Below are 18,256 nucleotides of genomic sequence, written 5' to 3' on the forward strand. Positions count from 1 at the left end.
TTAAGGATGGAATGAGATGAAGGACCTGACGCGCGGCTCCATCGTGAGCCACATCTTGCACATGGCGCCTCCGATCGTGGTCGGCATGATCACCATCATGATCTGCCAGCTCGTCGATCTGTACTTCGTCTCGGGACTGGGCGAGGCGGCGATCGCCGGCGTCGCGGCGGCCGGCAATGCCGGCTTTCTGGTCAATGCGCTGATGCAGGTGCTCGGCGTCGGCACGGTTGCGCTGATGGCGCACGCCGTGGGGCGGAAGGACCGCGGCGACGCCAATCTGGTCTTCAACCAGTCGGTCGTCCTGTCGGTGCTGTTCGGGATCCTGACATTGGTCGCGGGCTTCGCGCTGTCGCGCCCTTACATGCGCGCGGTTGCAGCCGACGAAGCTACGGTCGAAGCCGGTACCGTTTATCTGCTCTGGTTCATGCCGGCGCTGGCGCTGCAATTCGCCACGCAAGTGATGGCGGCCGCATTGCGAGCGACCGGCATCGTGCGGCCGAGCATGCTGGTGCAGGCGCTGGCCGTGGTCATCAACATCGCGCTGGCGCCGGTCCTGATCACGGGCTGGGGCACCGGGCACGCGCTCGGTGTCGCCGGTGCCGGCCTTGCCAGCTCGATCGCCGTCTTCATCGGCGTGCTGATGCTGCTCGGCTATTTCCTCAAGCTGGAGCGCTACGTCGCGTTTCACCCCGAGCAATGGCGGCCGCAGCTGCGGGAGTGGAAGAGAATCCTCAATGTCGGCCTGCCCGCGGGCGGGGAATTTGCGATGATCTTCATCATCATGGGCGTGGGCTATTACGTGCTGAGCGTTTTTGGCCCGGCGGCGCAGGCGGGGTTTGGCATCGGGACGCGTCTCCTCGGGCTGATCCAGATGCCGGCGCTCGCCATCGCCCTTGCTGCAGGGCCCATCGCCGGCCAGAATTTCGGCGCCGGCAATGGAGCACGTGTGCGGGAGACTTTTGTCAAGGCGTCGCTTATCGCGACCGCCGTGATGATTGTCTTCATGATCCTCGCGCAGTTCGCGCCCGGTCTGCTACTTGCCGGCTTCTCAAGGGATCAGGAGACGATGGCGGTTGCGTCGCTGTTTCTGCGCCTCGTCTCGCTCAACATGGTGGCGCAGGGGCTGATCTTCACCTGCTCCAGCATGTTTCAGGGGGTTGGCAACACCAAGCCGGTGTTGTGGGCCTCGGCGACGCGGGTCCTCACCTATTCGCTGCCGTCGATCTGGCTCTCGACGTGGCCGGGCTTCCGGATGGAGCATGTCTGGTATTTGTCGATCGCGACGACCACGCTACAGGCCGCCATGAGCGTGTGGCTGTTGCTCCGGGAGTTCAGAAAACGCCTTGCGCTGCCGGCACAGGAGAAGGTCGCGAAGCCGGCAAATCCCGAGCCGGTTGTGCCTCCCATGCGTGAGCCCGCGTAGCACATTGAACGGACGCGCGCTTGTCGCCCACCCACGGCTCCGGCTAGTTTGCCGCGCCGTGGGTGGGCCGCGAATCTGCTGGGGATAGGAATGACCGAGGTGTTGAACGAGCAGGGACGAGCGCAGTGGCTCTCCCCGATCTGGGCGGCGCGCTACCGCACACCGGCCCGCTTCGTTGCGCTGGTCGCGTTGCTGCTGCCCTGGAGCACCACCGGCGTGACTTTTGCGCTCGTGCCGTGGCTGATCGCCTTTGCTTTCATCGACCTACGCGAGCTCCCGCGCTCGCTGCTGCGCCCGATCTGCCTGCTGCCGATTGCGCTGTTCGCGCTGGCACTCGTCGGCATGCTCTGGTCGGATGCGCCCTGGGCCGAGCGGCTGCACGCGCTCGGGCCGCCGGCAAAACTGCTGGTGATCCCTCTGCTGATCTACCAGTTCGAGCGCTGGCCCTTCGGCAAATGGGTTTTTGCGGCGTTCCTGGTCTCCTGCGCACTGCTCATGCTGTATTCCTTCGCTGTCGCAATCGATCCCAGGCTCTCGCTAAAGCTCTATCTGTCGCGCGGGCCCTACCAGGTCGAGAGCGGGATTGCCGTGCGCAACTATATCGACCAGAGCCAGGAATTCGCGCTCTGTGCGATCGCGCTGGTGTACCCGATCGTGACACTGGTCCGGCAGGGCCGCGTTCGGATCGCGGCCTTGTTCGCCGTACTGGCGCTCGGCTTCCTCGCCAACATGATGTTCGTCGTGGTCTCGCGCACGGCACTGGTGACGCTGCCGGTCCTGCTCGTGGTGTTTGCGCTGCTGCATCTGCGCTGGCGGGCGGCGCTCGTCGCCGGCGCTGCGACGGCGTTGGTCGCCGTATCGCTCTGGGCCGTCTCGCCGCATCTGCGCGCGACCATCGGCAAGTTCCAGAGCGATTATGAAAGGAGCCTGGAGGCCGACAACAATTCGATCAGCGGTATGGGCTCGCGTCTCGAATATTGGCGGAAGTCCCTTGGGTTCATCGCCGACGCGCCGCTGATCGGCCACGGCACCGGCTCGATCCGCGGTCTGTTCGCCAGCGTGGCTGCCAATCCGCACGACGACCCGCTGCGCGGCGAGATCGTCAGCAACCCGCACAATCAGACCCTCAGCAACGCCGTGCAGTGGGGCGTGGTCGGCGTGCTGGTCCTCTACGCGCTGTGGATCGCGCACCTCTTGATGTTTCGCGGCGAGGGGCTGGCCTGCTGGATCGGCATGCTGGTCGTGGTGCAGAACATGCTGTCGTCACTGCTCAACACGCATCTGTTCGATTTCACCTCGGGCTGGATCTACGTGCTCGGTGTCGGCGTCGCCGGCGGCATGGCGCTCGCCGCGAAGAGAGCATCGAGCTAGAGCGCGGCAATACTGTTCCAGACGAGGGTCAGGCCCGACAGGAACAACAGGCCGAGCACGACGTCGCCAAAATGCTTGTCGTTCAGCGCATGATAGACGCGGGCGCCGGCCCAGGCGCCGATCAGCGTGCCCGGAAAGGCGACCAGCGCGAGCCAGACCACTTTGAATTCGACGAGACCTGATGCCGTCTGCAACACCAGCGCGGTAGCGAGCACGGTGAAATTGAAGAGCTGGAAGATGCCGCGCCGCTCGTGCTTGTTCCAGCCGCGGATATTGGCCCAGAGGATCGGCAGCGGTCCGGACAATCCGGCGAGGCCGCCGAGAATGCCGCCGGCAAAGCCGATCGCGCCGTCGGCAATGCGGCCACCGAACGTCACGGCGAGCGGCCTCTTGTTGAGATAGAGAGCGGTCGAAAAGATCAGGATCAGCATCCCGACGCTCAGCTTGAACACTTTTGGATCGGCGGAGGCGATCAGCATGGTGCCGAGCGGCACGCCGATCAGGCCCCCAATCAGGAACGGCCAGACCAGCGACAGGTCAAAACTCTTCCACATCGACGGCAGCGTCGAGGTCTGCGCGATCACCGAGCAGATCAGCACCAGGGGCACCGCGAGCGAGGGCGGCAGGACGTAGAGCCAGATGCCGAGCGCCATCAGTGCGGTCCCGAAGCCGGCCAGTCCCGAGACGAAGCCGCCGGCCAGCGCGCCGAACAGCAGCAGCGCATAAGTGAGCGTTTCCAACAGATTGTCCTTGTCGCAACGGACGATCCCGAACTGTTGATCGCCAACGCCCGCATAGCACGGCTGCGGCCGTGCAGGTCAATTCCAAAACCGCACGCAAGCGTGATCCCGAACCGCGGGCATTCGCCAAAGGCAGGCCTACATGACGACCATACTTCAATCCGGGGGCCTGCCCGACGCCATGACGTGCTCCGATTGGCCTTTCCCCGAACGAGATGATGGAGAACGACCATGACCCGCACGAAGATTGCCGTTGCAGCCGCGCTGCTGTCTGCGGCGGCCCTGATGCCGACAATGGCGCAGGCGCAGTTCTCCGAACCCGCGGCCTATCAGGCCGCCCATCCCGACCGCGATGTGCTGAACGGCGGCCGGCTCACGCCTGCGGCGCGCGGGGCTCGTGGCGAGACAGTGGCACCGAGCGAGGCCTATGCGGCTTATCCGTCAGCCGTTGCGCCAGTCGTTCGCCCGCGCCACCGCCGTCACCACCAATAAGAAGTCTCTAGACGATCTGCCTTGTGTCGGCGGGCCTGTGCAAGGCGCCGACCAGGATGCGCAGCGCTTCCGTCAGCTCCGATCGATTGCGGGCGGCGCCGAGCGAGACGCGCGCGGCATGCGGCGGTGTTCCGTCCACAGTGAAAGCGTCGCCGGCGACGACCGCAAGTCCATTCCGCAACAGATGCGCGGCAAGGTCGGGGCGGCCGTCCGGCAGCCGCAGCCAGAGATGATGGGCGGCGGGCTTGGCCAGGAACTGAATGCCTTTCAGCGCGCGCTGCGCAAGCTGCTGGCGGCCGATCGCCTCGTTGCGGATGGCGGTGATGATGCGATCGGCGATGCCGGTCTCGATCCAATGCGTCACCAGCGCGACCATCAGCGGCGCCGGCATCTGCACGGTGGCCTGCAGGCCGGCACGCATGTCGCGCTGCGCGGCGTTGTCGGGCGACACGAGATAGGCGACGCGCAGCGCCGGCGCGATGCATTTCGACAGCGTGGTCGCGAGATAGGTCCGCTCCGGAATGAGGTTTGCGATCGGCGATGCCGAACGGTCGAGCAGCCCGTAGGCATCGTCCTCGATCAGAATCGTATCGGCATCGCAGATGATCTTTGCGATGGCGTTGCGCCGCTCGGCGGAAAGCGTCGCGGTGGTCGGATTGTGCAGTGTCGGAATGAGATAGCCGGCCTTGGGCCTGTGCGCGCGACAGGCCTTCGCCAGCGCATCGGGCAGGATGCCGCCGTCGTCCATGGCGACACCAATGAGCTTGACGCCGAGCCGCGCCGCGGCGGCCTTGATGCCGGGGAAGGTGAGGGCTTCCGTCAGCACGACGTCGCCGGGCCGTGCGAGATGCGCGAGCAGGTTGAACAGGATCGTCTGCGCGCCCGGAAAGATCACGAGCCTGTCGGCGTGCGCGTGGGGAACGCGGGCACGCATCCAGCGGGCCGCGACCTCGCGCTCATGCGTGCTGCCGCCGGGCGGCTGATAGTTGAGATGCGCCGTCAGGCCCGATTGCGCGCGGATGGCTTCCATCCCGGCCATGATCCGCTCGTCGAGCTGCGCTTCCAGCGGATGCGGCGGTACGTTCATCGACAGGTCGATCGCCACGGGATGCGGCAGGTCAACCGCGCGGCGCGCGCTGGTCTCCGACACGAACGATCCCTGGCCGACGCGCGCTTCCATGATGCCGCGTCGCCGCGCCTCGGTGTAGGCGCGCGTCACCGTGGTGAGGTCGATGCCGAGCGCCTTGGCCAGCGCGCGCTGCGTCGGCAGCTGCTGGCCGCGCACCAGCCGGCCCGCGGCGATGTCGGCCTCCATGGCCTCGACGATGCGCTGGTAGCGCGGCCCGCTCAGCTCCGAGATTGTAGGGGTCCAATCCATGCAATTTAGGCCCATATCCTTTGAATGTATGGATGCAAGATATTATTGTATGGATCGGTGAAAAGGAAGAGGTGCTGTCATGGCAACCGGTTCAGTCTCTCTCACGAAGGCGATGTGGCGTGGTTTCTTGGGCAAGTGCCCGAACTGCGGCGAAGGACATATGTTCGGGCGCTTCCTGAAGGTCGCGGACAGCTGCGACCATTGCGGCGAGGAGCTGTTTCACCAGCGCGCCGATGACTTCCCGGCCTATCTCGTGATGGTCGTGGTTGGTCACCTCGTGGTGCCGGCGATCCTCGCGGTCGAGACGGCCTATGCGCCGGCGGTCTGGTTGCAACTGGCCGTGTGGCTGCCGGTGACGCTGTTCGCTTCACTCGCGCTGCTGCAGCCGACCAAGGGCGCCATCGTCGGGCTGCAATGGCAGATCGGCATGCATGGTTTTGAGGCGGGCAAGCTGCGGCGCGAGGCCACCGAGTTTGCTCCGGCACTTGTGAAGGATTCGCGCGCCGCCTGAAGCAGTCGTGAAGTTTATTTGGCGCGGCCCACCACTACACTCCATCGGACCGACACTAACGATGGAAAATGTAGATGGCCGGATGCCCGAAGATTTTTCTACTCTGTCATGGCGCGTGGTCCGGCGGATGGTCCTGGAAGAAGATGCATCCGTTGATGGCACAGGCCGGCCACCGCCTGATCGTGCCGACCTACACCGGGCTCGGCGAGCGTGAACATCTCGCCAGTCCCGGTGTCGATCTCGACACGCATATCCAGGATATCCTGAACGTCATCAGGTTCGAGGATCTCAATGACATCGTGCTGATCGGCCACAGCTATGGCGGCATGGTCGCCACCGGTGTGGCCGATCGCGCCCGCGAACGCGTGAGGCAGCTGATCTATCTCGATGCCTTCGTGCCGCGTGACGGGCAATCGCTGTTCGATCTCAACGAAGGCGGGCGCGAGCCGATGCGCAAGGCAGCCGCCGCCGGAGACGGCTACCGCATCCCGCCGAATCCGCCGCCGCCGGATACGCCGCAGGCCGATCTCGACTGGCTGGACGAGCGCCGCGTCAACATGCCGATCAAATGCTGCGAGACGAAGCTGAAGCTCGTGCATGGCGAGCCGGCGATGCCGCGCAGCTACATCTATTGCAAGCGCATTCCGCCAGGCGACGTGTTCGGGCAGTTCGCGAAGCGCACGAAGAGCGAGGATGGCTGGCGCTATTTCGAGCTCGATGCGAGTCATGCGCCGAACGTGACGGCGCCCGAGGCTTTGATGGACGTGTTGAACGAGATTGTCGCTTAGTTCGTCATTCCGGGGCGTGCGCAGCACGAACCCGGAATCCATTTCGCCACCAACTCTGTCGCCCGATGGATTCCGGGCTCTCGCTTCGCGAGCCCCGGAATGACGACGGAGGCCAAAATGGTGAGGGGTCCGATGTGCTAGCATCGAACCCCTCGTCACTCTCTTAGTAAGACGCGTTTTCTTCATGCGAACCGGAAAACCACTTCGCTCGAAAACGCTTTAGAATATCAGCCGGCCTGTAAGCCGGGTTCTGTAAGGCACCGTCCGCTTGCGCGAACGATACGTGACGGCCATTCCTCTGGGACCATGTTTGCACATGGCCTCGAGCAACCTACCCGGACGGCGGGCCTGACATCGCCCCGCGGCGTTATCGCTTGCGCGAACAGCCCGCTACGCCGTCCCTATTCGGTTTTGCTCCCGGTGGGGTTTACCATGCCGGCTCCGTTGCCGGAGCCGCGGTGCGCTCTTACCGCACCTTTTCACCCTTACTTCCTCCGAGGAGGAAGCGGTTCGTTCTCTGTGGCACTTTCCCTGGGGTTGCCCCCGCCGGACGTTATCCGGCACCGTATGTCAAGGGAGCCCGGACTTTCCTCCCCGGCGGCCTTTCGGCACTTGCAGGGGCGGCCGTCCGGCCGACTGACGGCCTACGCATGGGCATTTGTGACGGTTTCGTCAAGCAGAGATCGCCGCGCACGCCGGCTGCGAATAATTTATCCTGAACATGTCGTTGGGCGTGGGCCCGCTTCGACTGGATGCCGGCAATCCAGCCGAGCAACAGGAGTTAGGCGATGCAGTATTTGCTGCTGATCTACCGGAACGAAGCTCAACAGAGCAAGATGGACCCCGCAGATTACCAGAAGCTGTCGGCGGAGTATTCCGCCTACACCCAGTCCATCGTCCAGAGCGGCAACTTCAAGGCCGGCGACGGGCTCCAGCCGACCTCGACTGCGACCACCGTTCGCGTTCGCGACGGCAAGATACTCGCGACCGACGGTCCGTTCGCCGAGACCCGCGAGCAACTCGGCGGCTATTATCTCGTCGAGGCGAGAGACCTCGACGTCGCGATAGCAATGGCGGCGCGGATTCCCGGAGCCAGGGACGGATCGATCGAAGTCAGGCCCGTGATGATCTACAAATGATCTCGTCCCCTGATATCGAATAATTATCCCGAGGATGTCGTTTGATGTTGGCCCCGTTCGACTGGATGTCGGCAATCAGGCCGAACAACAGGAGTAAGCCATGCAGTACCTACTGCTGATCTACCGGAGCGAAGCGGAATTGAGCAAGATGACCCCCGCAGACCGTCAGGCGATGTCGGCGGAGTACGGCACTTATACGCAGTCGATCGTCCAGAGCGGCCATTTCAAGGCCGGCGACGGGCTTCAGCCGACCACGACCGCGACCACCGTGCGCGTGCGCGATGGTAAGACCCTGACCACCGACGGTCCGTTCGCCGAGACCCGCGAGCAACTCGGCGGCTACTATCTGGTCGAGGCCAAGGATCTCGACACCGCCATTGGGCTGGCCGCGCGGATTCCCGGGGCCAAGGAGGGATCCATCGAGGTCAGGCCGGTCATGATCTACAAGTGATCTCTCCAGCCGACATCGCTCGGATCTTTCGCGACGAGGCGGGGCGGGTGCTTGCCACGCTGATCCGCCTCGTCGGCGATTTCGATCTCGCCGAGGACGCACTCCAGGATGCCTTCGCGGTCGTGCTCGAACGCTGGTCGGCGGGCGAGGTGCCCGATAATCCGCGCGCCTGGCTCGTCAATGTCGGTCGCAACAAGGCGATTGATCGCATCCGACGGCAGGCCGTGTTCCGCGGCAAGCAGCAGGAGCTCGTGCATGAGCTCGAGCTCAACGCCCAAGCGCCGGACGAGCCGCCGGCGATGCTCGACGACGACATGCTGCGGCTGATCTTCACGTGCTGCCATCCAGCCTTCGCCATCGAGGTCCAGGTCGCGCTGACGCTGCGTACCGTCTGCGGGCTGTCCATGGCGCAGGTCGCGCGCGCCTTTCTCGTCGGCGAGGATGCGATGGCGCAGCGCCTCGTCCGCGCCAAGCAGAAGATCAGGCTCGCCGGCATTCCTTATGAAGTGCCCGAGCACGCCGCGCTTGCGCCGCGGCTCAACGGCGTGCTCGCCGTGATCTATCTCGTCTTCACCGAAGGCTATGTTGCGACCTCGGGCGCGGATTTGATGCGGCCTGATCTCGCGGCCGAGGCGATCAGGCTCGGTCGCCTGCTCGACCGGCTGATGCCGGATCGCGCCGGGATCAAGGGCCTGCTGGCCCTGATGCTGCTGCACGATGCGCGTCGCGCCGGGCGCGAGACCTCGGCGGGTGACATCGTGCTGCTGGAAGAGCAGGACCGCACGTTGTGGAATCGCACGCAAATCGAGGAGGGCCTGCGTCTGGTCGATGTTGCGCTGCGCGTGCCCGGCCCACCACAAGCCTATGCGGTGCAGGCCGCGATCGCCGCGCTGCATGCGCGTGCGCCGAGTTTTGAGCAGACCGACTGGCCGCAGATCGCCGGACTCTATGAGGTGCTGCTGCGCATCAGTCCGTCTCCGGTGATCGAGCTCAACCACGCCGCGGCGGTGTCGATGGTCGACGGTCCGGGACGCGCGCTCGATCTCGTCGATGCGACCGCCGCGCGTGGCGGGCTTCGTGGCTATGAGCTGTTGCCGGCGGTGCGTGCGGATTTGCTGCGAAGATTGGGGCGCAAGGACGAGGCGCGCGAGGCATACCGCGCAGCGACGGAGGCGACGCAACTCGAACCGTTGCGGCGGCTCTATGGGCGACGGATGCGGGAGATGGAGTAGCTGCCACATACTCCGTCATTGCGAGGAGCGAAGCGACGAAGCAATCCAGACTCTTTCCACGGAGACGGTCTGGATTGCTTCGCTGCGCTCGCAATGACGAACACCGTCACTTCGCCGCGACAGCCGTTGCGTCCGCCGGCAGGCTCGCGAGCAACGCCTGCAATGTCGACAGCGTCGAGTGATCCGCGACACCATCGAGCCGCGCCGGGCGGAAATGGCGTTGGAAGGCGGTAACGACTTCCATCGTCGCGGCGTCGTATTTGCCGGTCAGCGGCACGCCGTAGCCGTATCGGGCGAGCGCCTGCTGCAGGCTCAGCACCTCGTCGCTGATGGTGCCGAGCATCAGGCTCTCGCCGCGCACGACCGGCGCGGGCGTCACCCAGTGTCCGACACCGGAATTGGCCAGCGAATGCCACGGAAATTTCTCGCCGGGATCCTTCTTGCGCGCGGGCGCGACGTCGGAATGGCCAAGCACCCGGTGCGCGGCCACCTTGCGGCGAAGCATGATGCCGCGGCACAGCGCGATCACGGCGGCGATCTGGCGCAGCGGATATTCCGGATAGCCCCAATCATGGCCGCGATTGATGATCTCGATGCCGATCGAGCAGGAGTTGATGTCGTCCTCGCCGGCCCAGGACGAGACGCCCGCATGCCAAGCGCGCTTGGCCTCGGGCACGCATTGCACGATGCGGCCGTCCTCCAGCACGACGTAATGCGCCGACACTTCGGTGCCCGCCGTGCACAGCCGCGCCAGCGCGCCCTCGACGTCGGGCATGCCGGTGTAGTGCAGCACGATCATATCCGGCTGCCGTCCCTTGTTGCGGTCGCCATGGTTCGGCGAAGGGATGATGTCGGAGACGATCGAGGAATCCGGCTCAAACGTCCGCGTGTTCGCCGCGGCCTTGGGAACCGGGAGAACGCGTTGACGCTTCGAATCAGATCCAGACGGCGTGGACGGACCGGACGACATAGACAACTCAAGTCGGAGAGAGGGCCAAGCCCTTCTCTTTACTATTCCTTTACCCTCCGCCGCACGCAATCGCGCGGCGCGGTTAACGGATGCATTTTGGCGCATGTGTGTGGATGGAGCATCACCGACGCGTCACCTTTTCGACTTGTAACAAGCCGATCAACGCTTTCTTAACGCTAAGGGCCGTTACTGAGGATTGAAGAGCCGACCCGCGTCCGGAGGCGGCCAAAGCGTATTTTGGCTCGAAATCCCATGGCTGCCCGACAAATTCCACTGGGAACTCCGGGTTTGCGACCCGGGATGACCGGGCTCGGTAAGCATGCTGGACGAGGGTTGGGTCGTGGAACCGCCGCGACGCGGAATTATTCGAGGCGTTATGGACTCGCTCGTCCCAGATCTCGCATGGACGCTCTGCGGGTGTGGCGCATGAGTTCGGTTCCGCACATCCCCGTTCTTGGCCGTGAGGCGGTCGATCATCTCGCGCCGCGCGCGGGTGGGATCTATGTCGACGCCACCTTCGGCGCCGGCGGCTACAGCCGCGCCATTCTCGACGTGTCGGGAACCCGGCTGATTGCGATCGATCGCGACCGCACGGCGATCGCCGGCGGGGCCGAGCTGGTCGAACGCTCCGCGGGCCGGCTGACACTGGTTGAGGACCGCTTCTCCAATCTCGCCGAGGTCTGTGCGGCGCAAGGCGTCGATGCCGTCGACGGCGTCGTGATGGATGTCGGGGTCTCCTCGATGCAGCTCGACCAGGCCGGCCGCGGCTTCTCCTTTCGTCTCGACGGTCCGCTCGACATGCGGATGGGGCAGGCCGGGCCGACGGCGGCCGACATCGTCGCGCGCGCCTCGGAGAGCGATCTCGCCGACATCATCTATCTCTTTGGTGAGGAGCGGCAGTCGCGCCGTATCGCCCGCGCCATCGTTGCCGACCGGCAGGAGACGCCGTTCACGACAACGCGCGCGCTTGCCGATCTCGTCGGCAGGGTCGTGCGCTCGAAACCCGGCGATATTCATCCGGCGACGCGAACGTTCCAGGCCCTGCGCATCTTCGTCAATGAAGAGCTCGAGGAACTCCAGACCGCGCTCGCTGCGGCCGAGCGCGTGCTCAAGCCGGACGGCCGCCTCGTGGTGGTCTCGTTCCACTCGCTGGAAGACCGCATCGTCAAGAATTTCCTCTCCGAGCGTAGCAAGACCGGCGGCGGCTCGCGGCATCTGCCGGAAGTCGCGCAAGCCGCGCCGAGCTTCCAACTGCTGACCCGGCGGCCGGTGATCGCGGGTGAGGCGGAAGTCGCGCATAATCCGCGCGCGCGCTCCGCAAAGCTGCGCGCCGCTGAACGTACCGATGCGCCCGCGCACAAGGATGATGAGTCCTCGTCCTGGCCAAAACTCGCCGACGTGATGAGGGGTGGCTAGCGCATGCGCTTCATCCACCTCCTCGTCATCGGCGCGCTGATCTTTGCGGCGGCCTATGTCTACCGGATCAAGATGGACTCCACGGCGCGCACCGAAAAGGTGCTGCGGCTGCATGCGGAGATCCGCGAGCAGCGCGACGCGATCGCGGCGCTGCGCTCCGAATGGGCCAAGCTCGATGCGCCCTTGCGCCTGCAGGGCCTGTCCGATCGGCATCTGCCGCTCAAACCGGTCAACGGCACGCAATATGACTCGCTGAAGAACCTGCCGGAGCGTCCGCCGCGGATGTTCAGGCCGGGCGAGACGGATCCGATCGGGGCCATGCTCAACACCATCGAAGCCGCGAGCGATCCGGATACGGTGACGGGCTCCGTGCCTCAACCCGAGGACAAGCAATGAGCGCTGTGACCCCGGCCAAGCCAACTCAAAAGCCGCCCGAGCCCTGGCGGCAGCGGCTGATCCGCAGCCTGCTCTACGGGCGCAATGTTGACCGCGCCGCGAAGGCGCGCGCGCGCGTCGGCCTCGCGATGCTCGCCTTTACCTCGGTCTACGTCCTGATCGGCGGCCGCCTCGTGATGTTCGCGATCGGTGCCGATGCCCACAGCGCGCGCCGTGCTGCCGCGCAAGAGGTGGTCGCGACCGCGCGGCCCGACATCGTCGACCGCAACGGCGCGATCCTCGCAACCGACGTCAAGGCGGCGAGCCTGTTCGGCGAGCCGCGCCGCATCATCGACAAGGACGAGGCGATCGAGCTTCTGACCGCGACCGTGCCCGACCTCGACGAAGCCGAGGTGCGCGAGCGCCTGTCGTCGCGCAAGGGTTTCGTCTGGCTCAAGCGCGAGGTCACCGCGAAGCAGCAGCAGGACATCCACAAGCTCGGCGTTCCCGGCATCGGTTTCCTGCGCGAGAACAAGCGCGTCTATCCGACCGGCAACGAGGTCGCCCACCTCATCGGTCTGGTCAACATCGACAATCAGGGCATCGCCGGCATGGAGAAGTGGCTCGACAATCAAGGGCTCGCCGATCTCCACCGCGCCGGCTTTGCCACCGACCGGCTGCAGAAGCCGATCGAGCTCTCGATCGACCTGCGCGTCGAGCACGCGCTGCGCGACGAATTGTTGAAGGCCAAGGAGAAGTACCACACCAAGGCCGCCTCCGGCATCGTCTCGAATGTCAAGACCGGCGAGATCGTGGCGATGGTCTCGCTTCCGGACTTCGATCCCAACAATCCGAAGGAAGCGCACGACCCGGATCGCATCAACCGCCTGACCACGGGCGTCTACGAGATGGGCTCGACCTTCAAGGCGTTCACGCTGGCAATGGCGCTCGACTCCGGCAAAATCAATCTGAACTCGATGTGGGATGCACGTGGAAACCTGCACTACGGCAAGTTCACCATCCATGACAGTCATGCGCTCGGACGTTTCATCAACACCAAGGAAGTGTTCTATTACTCCTCCAACATCGGCGCTGCGCGGATCGCGCTCGGCCAGGGCGTCGAGGCGCACAAGGCGTTCCTTGCCAAGATGGGCCAGTTGACGCGGCTGCGCACCGAGCTGCCCGAGAGCGCGGCTCCGTTGGTGCCGCGCCGCTGGAGTGAGCTGAACACGGTGACCATCGCGTTCGGCCAGGGCCTGTCGGTGGCGCCCCTCCAGGCGGTGATGGGCATCAACGCGCTGATGAACGGTGGCTATTTGATTCCGCCGACCTTCATGAAGCGAAGCGAGTCCGAAGCGGCGGCGATGGCCAAGCGCGTGATCAAGCAAGAGACCAGCGACAAGATGCGGTATCTGATGCGGCTCAACGCAGAGGTCGGGTCGGCGAAACAGGCAGACGTCAAGGGCTATTATGTCGGCGGCAAGACCGGCACGTCCGAGAAAGTCATCAATGGCCGCTACGCCAAGAAGCGGGTGCTCAATTCCTTCACGGCGATCATGCCCTCCGACAATCCAAAATATCAGATCCTGATCATGCTGGACGAGCCGCAGGCGCTGCCCGAAACGCATGGTTTCATCACCTCGGGCTGGAACGCGGTGCCGACCGGCGGCAAGGTGATCGAGCGGATCGCGCCGCTTCTGGGCATCGAGCCACGATTTGACCTGCCGCCGTCCGACCGCCTTATTCTTGCAGCATCCAGGACAACCCAGTAATCAACGGGGGAGGCCGTCGCCGCTGCTGAGTCGCGGCTTTTCCGAAGATTCGGCTTTCCGGCACGGCATGTCGACTGGAAGACCATGAAGCTGCGCGACCTCCTAGGTCAGGACGTTCTGGGCAATGATGCCGCAATCGAGCCCGCTGTCGCGGCGCTCGATGTGACGGGCGTTGCGCTCGACAGCCGTGTGGTCAAGTCCGGCGATCTCTTCTTCGCGCTCGCGGGCAGCAAGACCGACGGCGCGCGCTTCATCGATGCCGCGATTGCGGCAGGCGCGGTGGCGATCGTCGGCGACCATGCGCCAGCGGCCAGCAAGGTGCCGTTCGTTACCGTGGCCAATCCGCGCCGCGCGCTGGCGCTGGCTGCGGCCAAATTCTTCCCCGCGCAGCCCGGGACCATCGTGGCGGTGACCGGCACCAGCGGCAAGACCTCGGTCGCCGCGTTCACGCGCCAGATCTGGGAGCGGCTGGGGCATGCCTCCGCCAGCATCGGCACCATTGGTCTCGTCTCGCCCAAGCGCACCGTCTACGGTTCGCTGACGACGCCGGATCCGATCGCGCTGCACCGGCAGCTCGATGAGATCGCGCGCGAAGGCGTGACGCATCTCGCCTTCGAGGCGTCCTCGCACGGGCTCGACCAGTACCGCCTCGACGGCGTCCGTGTCTCCGCCGGCGGCTTCACCAATCTCTCGCGCGACCACATGGATTACCATCCCACCGTCGCGCATTATCTCGCAGCAAAACTGCGCCTGTTCCGCGAGCTGGTCCCGGCGGATGGCGCGGCGGTGATCTCCGCCGACCATGATTGCTCGGCGGAAGCAATCAATGCTGCGAGGTCGCACGGCCTGCGCGTGATGGCGGTCGGCCGCAACGGCGACGGGGCAGGTGAGGGCATTCGTCTCGCCGGCGCCGAGGTCGAAGGTTTTTCGCAAGTCCTTGCCGTCGAGCATCGCGGCAAGCGTTATGCGGTCCGGCTGCCGCTGGCCGGCGAATTCCAGATCGAGAACGCACTGGTGTCGGCCGGTCTGGCGATCGGTACCGGCAGCGATCCGGCCAACGTGTTTGCGAGCCTCGAACATCTCGAAGGCGCCAAGGGTCGGCTCGAGCGCGTCGGCGAGCGCAACGGTGCGCCGATCTTCGTCGACTACGCCCACAAGCCCGACGCGTTGGAGAAGGCGTTGCAGGCTTTGCGGCCTTACGCAAAACGCAGGCTGGTCGTCGTGTTCGGCGCCGGCGGCGACCGCGATGCCGGCAAGCGCCCGATCATGGGCGAGATCGCGGCCGAGAACGCCGACCGCGTCATCATCACCGACGACAATCCGCGCAGCGAGAGGCCGGAAGCCATTCGCGCCGAAATCCTCGCCACCGCAAAAGGTGCCCGCGAAATCGGCGACCGCGCCGCGGCGATCCGCACTGCGATCGCGGAGTTGGAAGACGGTGATGCGCTGCTCGTCGCCGGCAAGGGCCACGAGACCGGGCAGATCGTCGGCGGCGAGGTGCTGCCCTTCAGTGATCACGAGGCGGTCGCCGCCGCATTAGCGTCGAGGAATGCATGAGCGCGCCAATATGGACGGTTGCCGACGTGGCGCGTGCGCTGGGCGCTGCGGGATCATTTCCGGACACGCCGATCGAGTTCGTTACCCAGGACAGCCGCCTGGTGAAGCCGGGCAGCCTGTTCGTCGCGCTCAGCGGCACGCCGAGCGGCGGCTTCATCTCGGCCTTCGCCAGCGCGCGTGACGGCTGGGAGTTCGCCGACAAGGCGGAAGCGTCGGGCGCGGTCGCGATGATCGTGCCGCACGAGATCGCCGGCATCGGCATTCCCCAGATCGTCGTCAAGGACACGCTGATCGACGGTCTCTGGGGCCTCGCACGCGCCGCACGCGCTCGTTTCAACGGACCTGTGATCGGGCTCACTGGCAGTGCGGGCAAGACCAGCACGAAGGAATTCCTTGCGGCCTATCCCGGCGCCTATGCGAGCCCGTCGAGCTTCAACAATTTCTGGGGCGTGCCGCTGACGCTGTGCAACGCCAAGCCCGATGCCAGTCTGTGGGTCGTCGAGATGGGCATGAACCAGACCGGCGAGATCGCGCGGCTCAGCGAGCTCACGCGGCCGACCGTCGCGCTCGTCGTCAACGTTCAGCCGGTGCATCTGGAAAAGCTCGGCTCGCTCGAAGCCATCAGGCGCGAGAAGGTGTCGATCGCGCTCGGCCTGCGCGAGGACGGCGTGCTGGTGCTGCCTGCCGGGATCAAGGCGCCGGACTGGAAGGGCAAGGTGGTACGGTTCGGCGAGAAAGCCGAGGTGCACGAGGTCGCGCACGCGCCGCATGGCGAGAGCTGGCAGGTCGTGGCCGCGCTCGGCAAGAAGGAGATCGCGTTCAGCCTGACGCCGGGCGCACCGCACCGCGTGCAGAATGCGCTCGCGGCGCTCGCCTCGATTCGCGCGGCGAACCTCGATGCGGCGACGCTCGCGATCAAGCTCGACCGGGTCGGCATCATGACCGGCCGTGGCGTCGAGCAGGCGATCGGCGGCGTCACCGTGATCGACGACAGCTTCAACGGCAATCCGGCCAGCGTGGCTGCTGCACTGCAAAGCCTCCAGGCGCGCAACGTTACCGCCGGCCGCCGCATTGCGGTGCTCGGCGACATGCTGGAACTGGGCGATGACGCACCAAGCTACCATACGGCCCTCGCCAAGCATCTCGACGGCATCGACGGCGTCTACTGCGTCGGTCCCTTGATGCGCCATCTCTACGACGTGTTGCCGGCGGGCAAGGGCCTGGGCTGGCACGACGACCCCGCCACGCTGAAGCCGGGCGAGGTCGCAAATCTGCTGAGGGCAGGCGATGTCGTGGTTGTCAAGGGCAGCAAGAAGATGTTCTGGGTCAACAAGTTTGTGCCGGGCCTAGTGGCCGCCTTGCAGGCAAAGGCGTAAACTGCTTGGAAGGCGCAGTTCCCGAATCCCACCCTTTGCGGCGCGAAGCCGTCCGTTTTCCCAGAGGTCGCCCGACCCATGAAGAAGACCCGCGAATGCGCGTGAGACAAGTCAAGGCCAATACCAGGGCCGCGTGCAAAGGCGCCATAGGATCGTCTGAATGTTTTACTGGCTGATCGAGCTCTCCAACACATTTCCCGGCTTCGGTGCCGTTCGCACCTTCCTGAACGTCTTCCGCTACATCACCTTCCGCACCGGCGGCGCCGTCGTCACCGGCGCGCTGTTCGTGTTCCTGTTCGGGCCCTGGATCATCGACCATCTGCGCATCCGTCAGGGCAAGGGTCAGCCGATCCGGACCGACGGCCCGCAATCGCATCTCGCCAAGAAAGGCACGCCCACCATGGGCGGGCTGATGATCCTGTCCGGCCTCACGGTCGGCACCGTGTTGTGGGCCAATCCGCTCAACCCCTATGTCTGGATCGTGCTGGCGGTGACGCTCGGCTTCGGCTTCGTCGGCTTCTATGACGATTACCTCAAGGTGACCAAGCAGACCACGACGGGCTTCGGCAGCAAGCTGCGCCTGCTGATCGAGGCCGCCATTGCGCTGGTCGCCTGCTATGCGCTGGTGCGGTTGAACCGCGATCCCGCGTCAACCGCGCTGACGATTCCCTTCCTCAAGGACACCGTGCTGCATTTCGGCTGGTTCTTCGTCGTGTTCGGCGCTTTCGTCATCGTCGGCGCCGGCAACGCGGTGAACCTCACCGACGGTCTCGACGGCCTCGCCATCGTTCCCGTGATGATCGCGACCGCGAGCTTTGCGATGATCGCCTATCTCGCCGGCAACGCGGTGTTCGCCGACTACCTCCAGATCAAATATGTCGCCGGCACCGGCGAGCTCGCGGTGCTCTGCGGCGCGCTCCTGGGCGCCGGTCTCGGGTTCCTCTGGTTCAACGCGCCGCCGGCCTCGATCTTCATGGGCGACACCGGCTCGCTCGCGCTCGGCGGCATGCTCGGCGCAATCGCGGTCGCGGTGAAGCACGAGATCGTGCTCGCGGTGATCGGCGGCCTGTTCGTGCTGGAGGCGGTCTCCGTCATTGTGCAGGTGGTATCGTTCAAGATGACGGGAAAACGCATCTTCCGCATGGCGCCGATCCATCACCATTTCGAGCAGCTCGGCTGGACCGAGCCGCAGATCGTGATCCGCTTCTGGATCATCTCGGTGATGCTGGCGCTTGCCGGTCTCTCGACGCTGAAGCTGCGGTGAT

The 18,256-nt window shown here is 65.1% G+C and carries 17 protein-coding genes and 1 other RNA gene; 14 read left to right on the forward strand and 4 right to left on the reverse strand.

The window, feature by feature from the left end; all coding sequences use genetic code 11:
- The first annotated feature begins 16 nt into the window (after window positions 1-16).
- Both OWC48_RS42630 and OWC48_RS42635 read left to right on the forward strand, forming a co-directional pair.
- The gene (locus OWC48_RS42630) at window positions 17-1,423 is read left to right on the forward strand and encodes an MATE family efflux transporter (protein ID WP_282525377.1); all 1,407 of its coding nucleotides are present in this window, start codon (window positions 17-19) and stop codon (window positions 1,421-1,423) included.
- 90 nt (window positions 1,424-1,513) lie between these two features.
- Window positions 1,514-2,794, forward strand: coding sequence for an O-antigen ligase (locus tag OWC48_RS42635; protein WP_282525378.1), 1,281 nt, complete (start codon window positions 1,514-1,516; stop codon window positions 2,792-2,794).
- Here OWC48_RS42635 and OWC48_RS42640 read toward each other — a convergent pair.
- Window positions 2,791-3,534, reverse strand: coding sequence for a sulfite exporter TauE/SafE family protein (locus OWC48_RS42640; RefSeq protein ID WP_282525379.1), 744 nt, complete (start codon window positions 3,532-3,534; stop codon window positions 2,791-2,793). The genes OWC48_RS42635 and OWC48_RS42640 overlap by 4 nt on opposite strands.
- Window positions 3,535-3,765: 231 nt before the next feature.
- On the opposite strand from OWC48_RS42640, the gene OWC48_RS42645 reads away from it, so the two are divergent.
- Window positions 3,766-4,026, forward strand: coding sequence for a hypothetical protein (locus tag OWC48_RS42645; RefSeq protein ID WP_282525380.1), 261 nt, complete (start codon window positions 3,766-3,768; stop codon window positions 4,024-4,026).
- Between the two features lie 7 nt (window positions 4,027-4,033).
- Here OWC48_RS42645 and OWC48_RS42650 read toward each other — a convergent pair whose 3' ends face one another.
- Window positions 4,034-5,404 (reverse strand): PLP-dependent aminotransferase family protein, encoded by a 1,371-nt coding sequence (locus OWC48_RS42650; RefSeq protein ID WP_282525381.1) that lies wholly within the window; start codon window positions 5,402-5,404, stop codon window positions 4,034-4,036.
- A gap of 79 nt (window positions 5,405-5,483) precedes the next feature.
- Here OWC48_RS42650 and OWC48_RS42655 point away from each other — a divergent pair, with 79 nt between their 5' ends.
- Window positions 5,484-5,915, forward strand: a complete 432-nt coding sequence (locus OWC48_RS42655) for a DUF983 domain-containing protein (protein ID WP_282525382.1) — start codon at window positions 5,484-5,486, stop codon at window positions 5,913-5,915.
- A 74-nt stretch (window positions 5,916-5,989) separates the two neighbouring features.
- Window positions 5,990-6,703, forward strand: a complete 714-nt coding sequence (locus OWC48_RS42660; RefSeq protein WP_282525383.1) for an alpha/beta fold hydrolase — start codon at window positions 5,990-5,992, stop codon at window positions 6,701-6,703.
- 223 nt (window positions 6,704-6,926) lie between these two features.
- Here the strand turns inward: OWC48_RS42660 and rnpB are convergent.
- An RNA gene (gene rnpB / locus OWC48_RS42665) (RNase P RNA component class A) lies at window positions 6,927-7,343 on the reverse strand.
- Between the two features lie 148 nt (window positions 7,344-7,491).
- Here rnpB and OWC48_RS42670 point away from each other — a divergent pair.
- The 3 genes from OWC48_RS42670 (at window position 7,492) to OWC48_RS42680 (ending at window position 9,525) form a co-directional block, all read left to right on the forward strand.
- Complete coding sequence (locus tag OWC48_RS42670) at window positions 7,492-7,842, forward strand: YciI family protein (RefSeq protein ID WP_282525384.1); 351 nt, start codon at window positions 7,492-7,494, stop codon at window positions 7,840-7,842.
- Window positions 7,843-7,942: 100 nt separating this feature from the next.
- Window positions 7,943-8,293: a YciI family protein gene (locus OWC48_RS42675; protein ID WP_011089353.1), complete on the forward strand. Its 351-nt coding sequence runs from the start codon at window positions 7,943-7,945 to the stop codon at window positions 8,291-8,293.
- A complete protein-coding gene (locus tag OWC48_RS42680) occupies window positions 8,290-9,525 on the forward strand; it encodes an RNA polymerase sigma factor (RefSeq protein ID WP_404979910.1) in 1,236 nt (411 codons plus the stop codon). The genes OWC48_RS42675 and OWC48_RS42680 overlap by 4 nt, the downstream gene beginning before the upstream one ends.
- Before the next feature lie 106 nt (window positions 9,526-9,631).
- Here the strand turns inward: OWC48_RS42680 and OWC48_RS42685 are convergent, their stop codons facing one another.
- Window positions 9,632-10,495 carry an N-acetylmuramoyl-L-alanine amidase gene (locus OWC48_RS42685; protein WP_282525385.1) on the reverse strand — a complete coding sequence of 288 codons (864 nt, stop codon included), beginning with the start codon at window positions 10,493-10,495 and terminating at the stop codon, window positions 9,632-9,634.
- A 426-nt stretch (window positions 10,496-10,921) separates the two neighbouring features.
- Here OWC48_RS42685 and rsmH point away from each other — a divergent pair, with 426 nt between their 5' ends.
- The 6 genes from rsmH (at window position 10,922) to mraY (ending at window position 18,255) form a co-directional block, all read left to right on the forward strand.
- A complete protein-coding gene (gene rsmH, locus OWC48_RS42690) occupies window positions 10,922-11,911 on the forward strand; it encodes a 16S rRNA (cytosine(1402)-N(4))-methyltransferase RsmH (RefSeq protein WP_282525386.1) in 990 nt (329 codons plus the stop codon).
- A gap of 3 nt (window positions 11,912-11,914) precedes the next feature.
- Window positions 11,915-12,307, forward strand: a complete 393-nt coding sequence (locus tag OWC48_RS42695; protein WP_282525387.1) for a hypothetical protein — start codon at window positions 11,915-11,917, stop codon at window positions 12,305-12,307.
- Window positions 12,304-14,058 carry a penicillin-binding protein 2 gene (locus tag OWC48_RS42700; RefSeq protein WP_282525388.1) on the forward strand — a complete coding sequence of 585 codons (1,755 nt, stop codon included), beginning with the start codon at window positions 12,304-12,306 and terminating at the stop codon, window positions 14,056-14,058. Before OWC48_RS42695 ends, OWC48_RS42700 begins: the two co-directional genes overlap by 4 nt.
- Before the next feature lie 84 nt (window positions 14,059-14,142).
- Complete coding sequence (locus OWC48_RS42705) at window positions 14,143-15,615, forward strand: UDP-N-acetylmuramoyl-L-alanyl-D-glutamate--2,6-diaminopimelate ligase (RefSeq protein ID WP_282525389.1); 1,473 nt, start codon at window positions 14,143-14,145, stop codon at window positions 15,613-15,615.
- Window positions 15,612-16,991 (forward strand): UDP-N-acetylmuramoyl-tripeptide--D-alanyl-D-alanine ligase, encoded by a 1,380-nt coding sequence (gene murF, locus OWC48_RS42710; protein ID WP_282525390.1) that lies wholly within the window; start codon window positions 15,612-15,614, stop codon window positions 16,989-16,991. The genes OWC48_RS42705 and murF overlap by 4 nt, the downstream gene beginning before the upstream one ends.
- A 160-nt stretch (window positions 16,992-17,151) precedes the next feature.
- Window positions 17,152-18,255, forward strand: a complete 1,104-nt coding sequence (gene mraY, locus OWC48_RS42715) for a phospho-N-acetylmuramoyl-pentapeptide-transferase (protein WP_028156369.1) — start codon at window positions 17,152-17,154, stop codon at window positions 18,253-18,255.
- Window position 18,256 lies beyond the last annotated feature (1 nt).

Source organism: Bradyrhizobium sp. Arg816, assembly GCF_029989365.1.
GTDB lineage: Bacteria > Pseudomonadota > Alphaproteobacteria > Rhizobiales > Xanthobacteraceae > Bradyrhizobium.

Excerpts from the sequence above, each read along its gene's own strand:
- rsmH (WP_282525386.1), top strand. The coding sequence starts at position 10,922 with ATGAGTTCGGTTCCGCACATCCCCGTTCTTGGCCGTGAGGCGGTCGAT.
- OWC48_RS42705 (WP_282525389.1), top strand. The coding sequence starts at position 14,143 with ATGAAGCTGCGCGACCTCCTAGGTCAGGACGTTCTGGGCAATGATGCC.
- OWC48_RS42670 (WP_282525384.1), top strand. The coding sequence starts at position 7,492 with ATGCAGTATTTGCTGCTGATCTACCGGAACGAAGCTCAACAGAGCAAG.
- OWC48_RS42675 (WP_011089353.1), top strand. The coding sequence starts at position 7,943 with ATGCAGTACCTACTGCTGATCTACCGGAGCGAAGCGGAATTGAGCAAG.
- OWC48_RS42700 (WP_282525388.1), top strand. The coding sequence starts at position 12,304 with ATGAGCGCTGTGACCCCGGCCAAGCCAACTCAAAAGCCGCCCGAGCCC.
- OWC48_RS42695 (WP_282525387.1), top strand. The coding sequence starts at position 11,915 with ATGCGCTTCATCCACCTCCTCGTCATCGGCGCGCTGATCTTTGCGGCG.
- OWC48_RS42685 (WP_282525385.1), bottom strand. The coding sequence starts at position 10,495 with ATGTCGTCCGGTCCGTCCACGCCGTCTGGATCTGATTCGAAGCGTCAA.
- OWC48_RS42630 (WP_282525377.1), top strand. The coding sequence starts at position 17 with ATGAAGGACCTGACGCGCGGCTCCATCGTGAGCCACATCTTGCACATG.
- OWC48_RS42660 (WP_282525383.1), top strand. The coding sequence starts at position 5,990 with ATGGCCGGATGCCCGAAGATTTTTCTACTCTGTCATGGCGCGTGGTCC.
- OWC48_RS42650 (WP_282525381.1), bottom strand. The coding sequence starts at position 5,404 with ATGGATTGGACCCCTACAATCTCGGAGCTGAGCGGGCCGCGCTACCAG.
- murF (WP_282525390.1), top strand. The coding sequence starts at position 15,612 with ATGAGCGCGCCAATATGGACGGTTGCCGACGTGGCGCGTGCGCTGGGC.
- OWC48_RS42655 (WP_282525382.1), top strand. The coding sequence starts at position 5,484 with ATGGCAACCGGTTCAGTCTCTCTCACGAAGGCGATGTGGCGTGGTTTC.
- OWC48_RS42645 (WP_282525380.1), top strand. The coding sequence starts at position 3,766 with ATGACCCGCACGAAGATTGCCGTTGCAGCCGCGCTGCTGTCTGCGGCG.
- OWC48_RS42635 (WP_282525378.1), top strand. The coding sequence starts at position 1,514 with ATGACCGAGGTGTTGAACGAGCAGGGACGAGCGCAGTGGCTCTCCCCG.
- mraY (WP_028156369.1), top strand. The coding sequence starts at position 17,152 with ATGTTTTACTGGCTGATCGAGCTCTCCAACACATTTCCCGGCTTCGGT.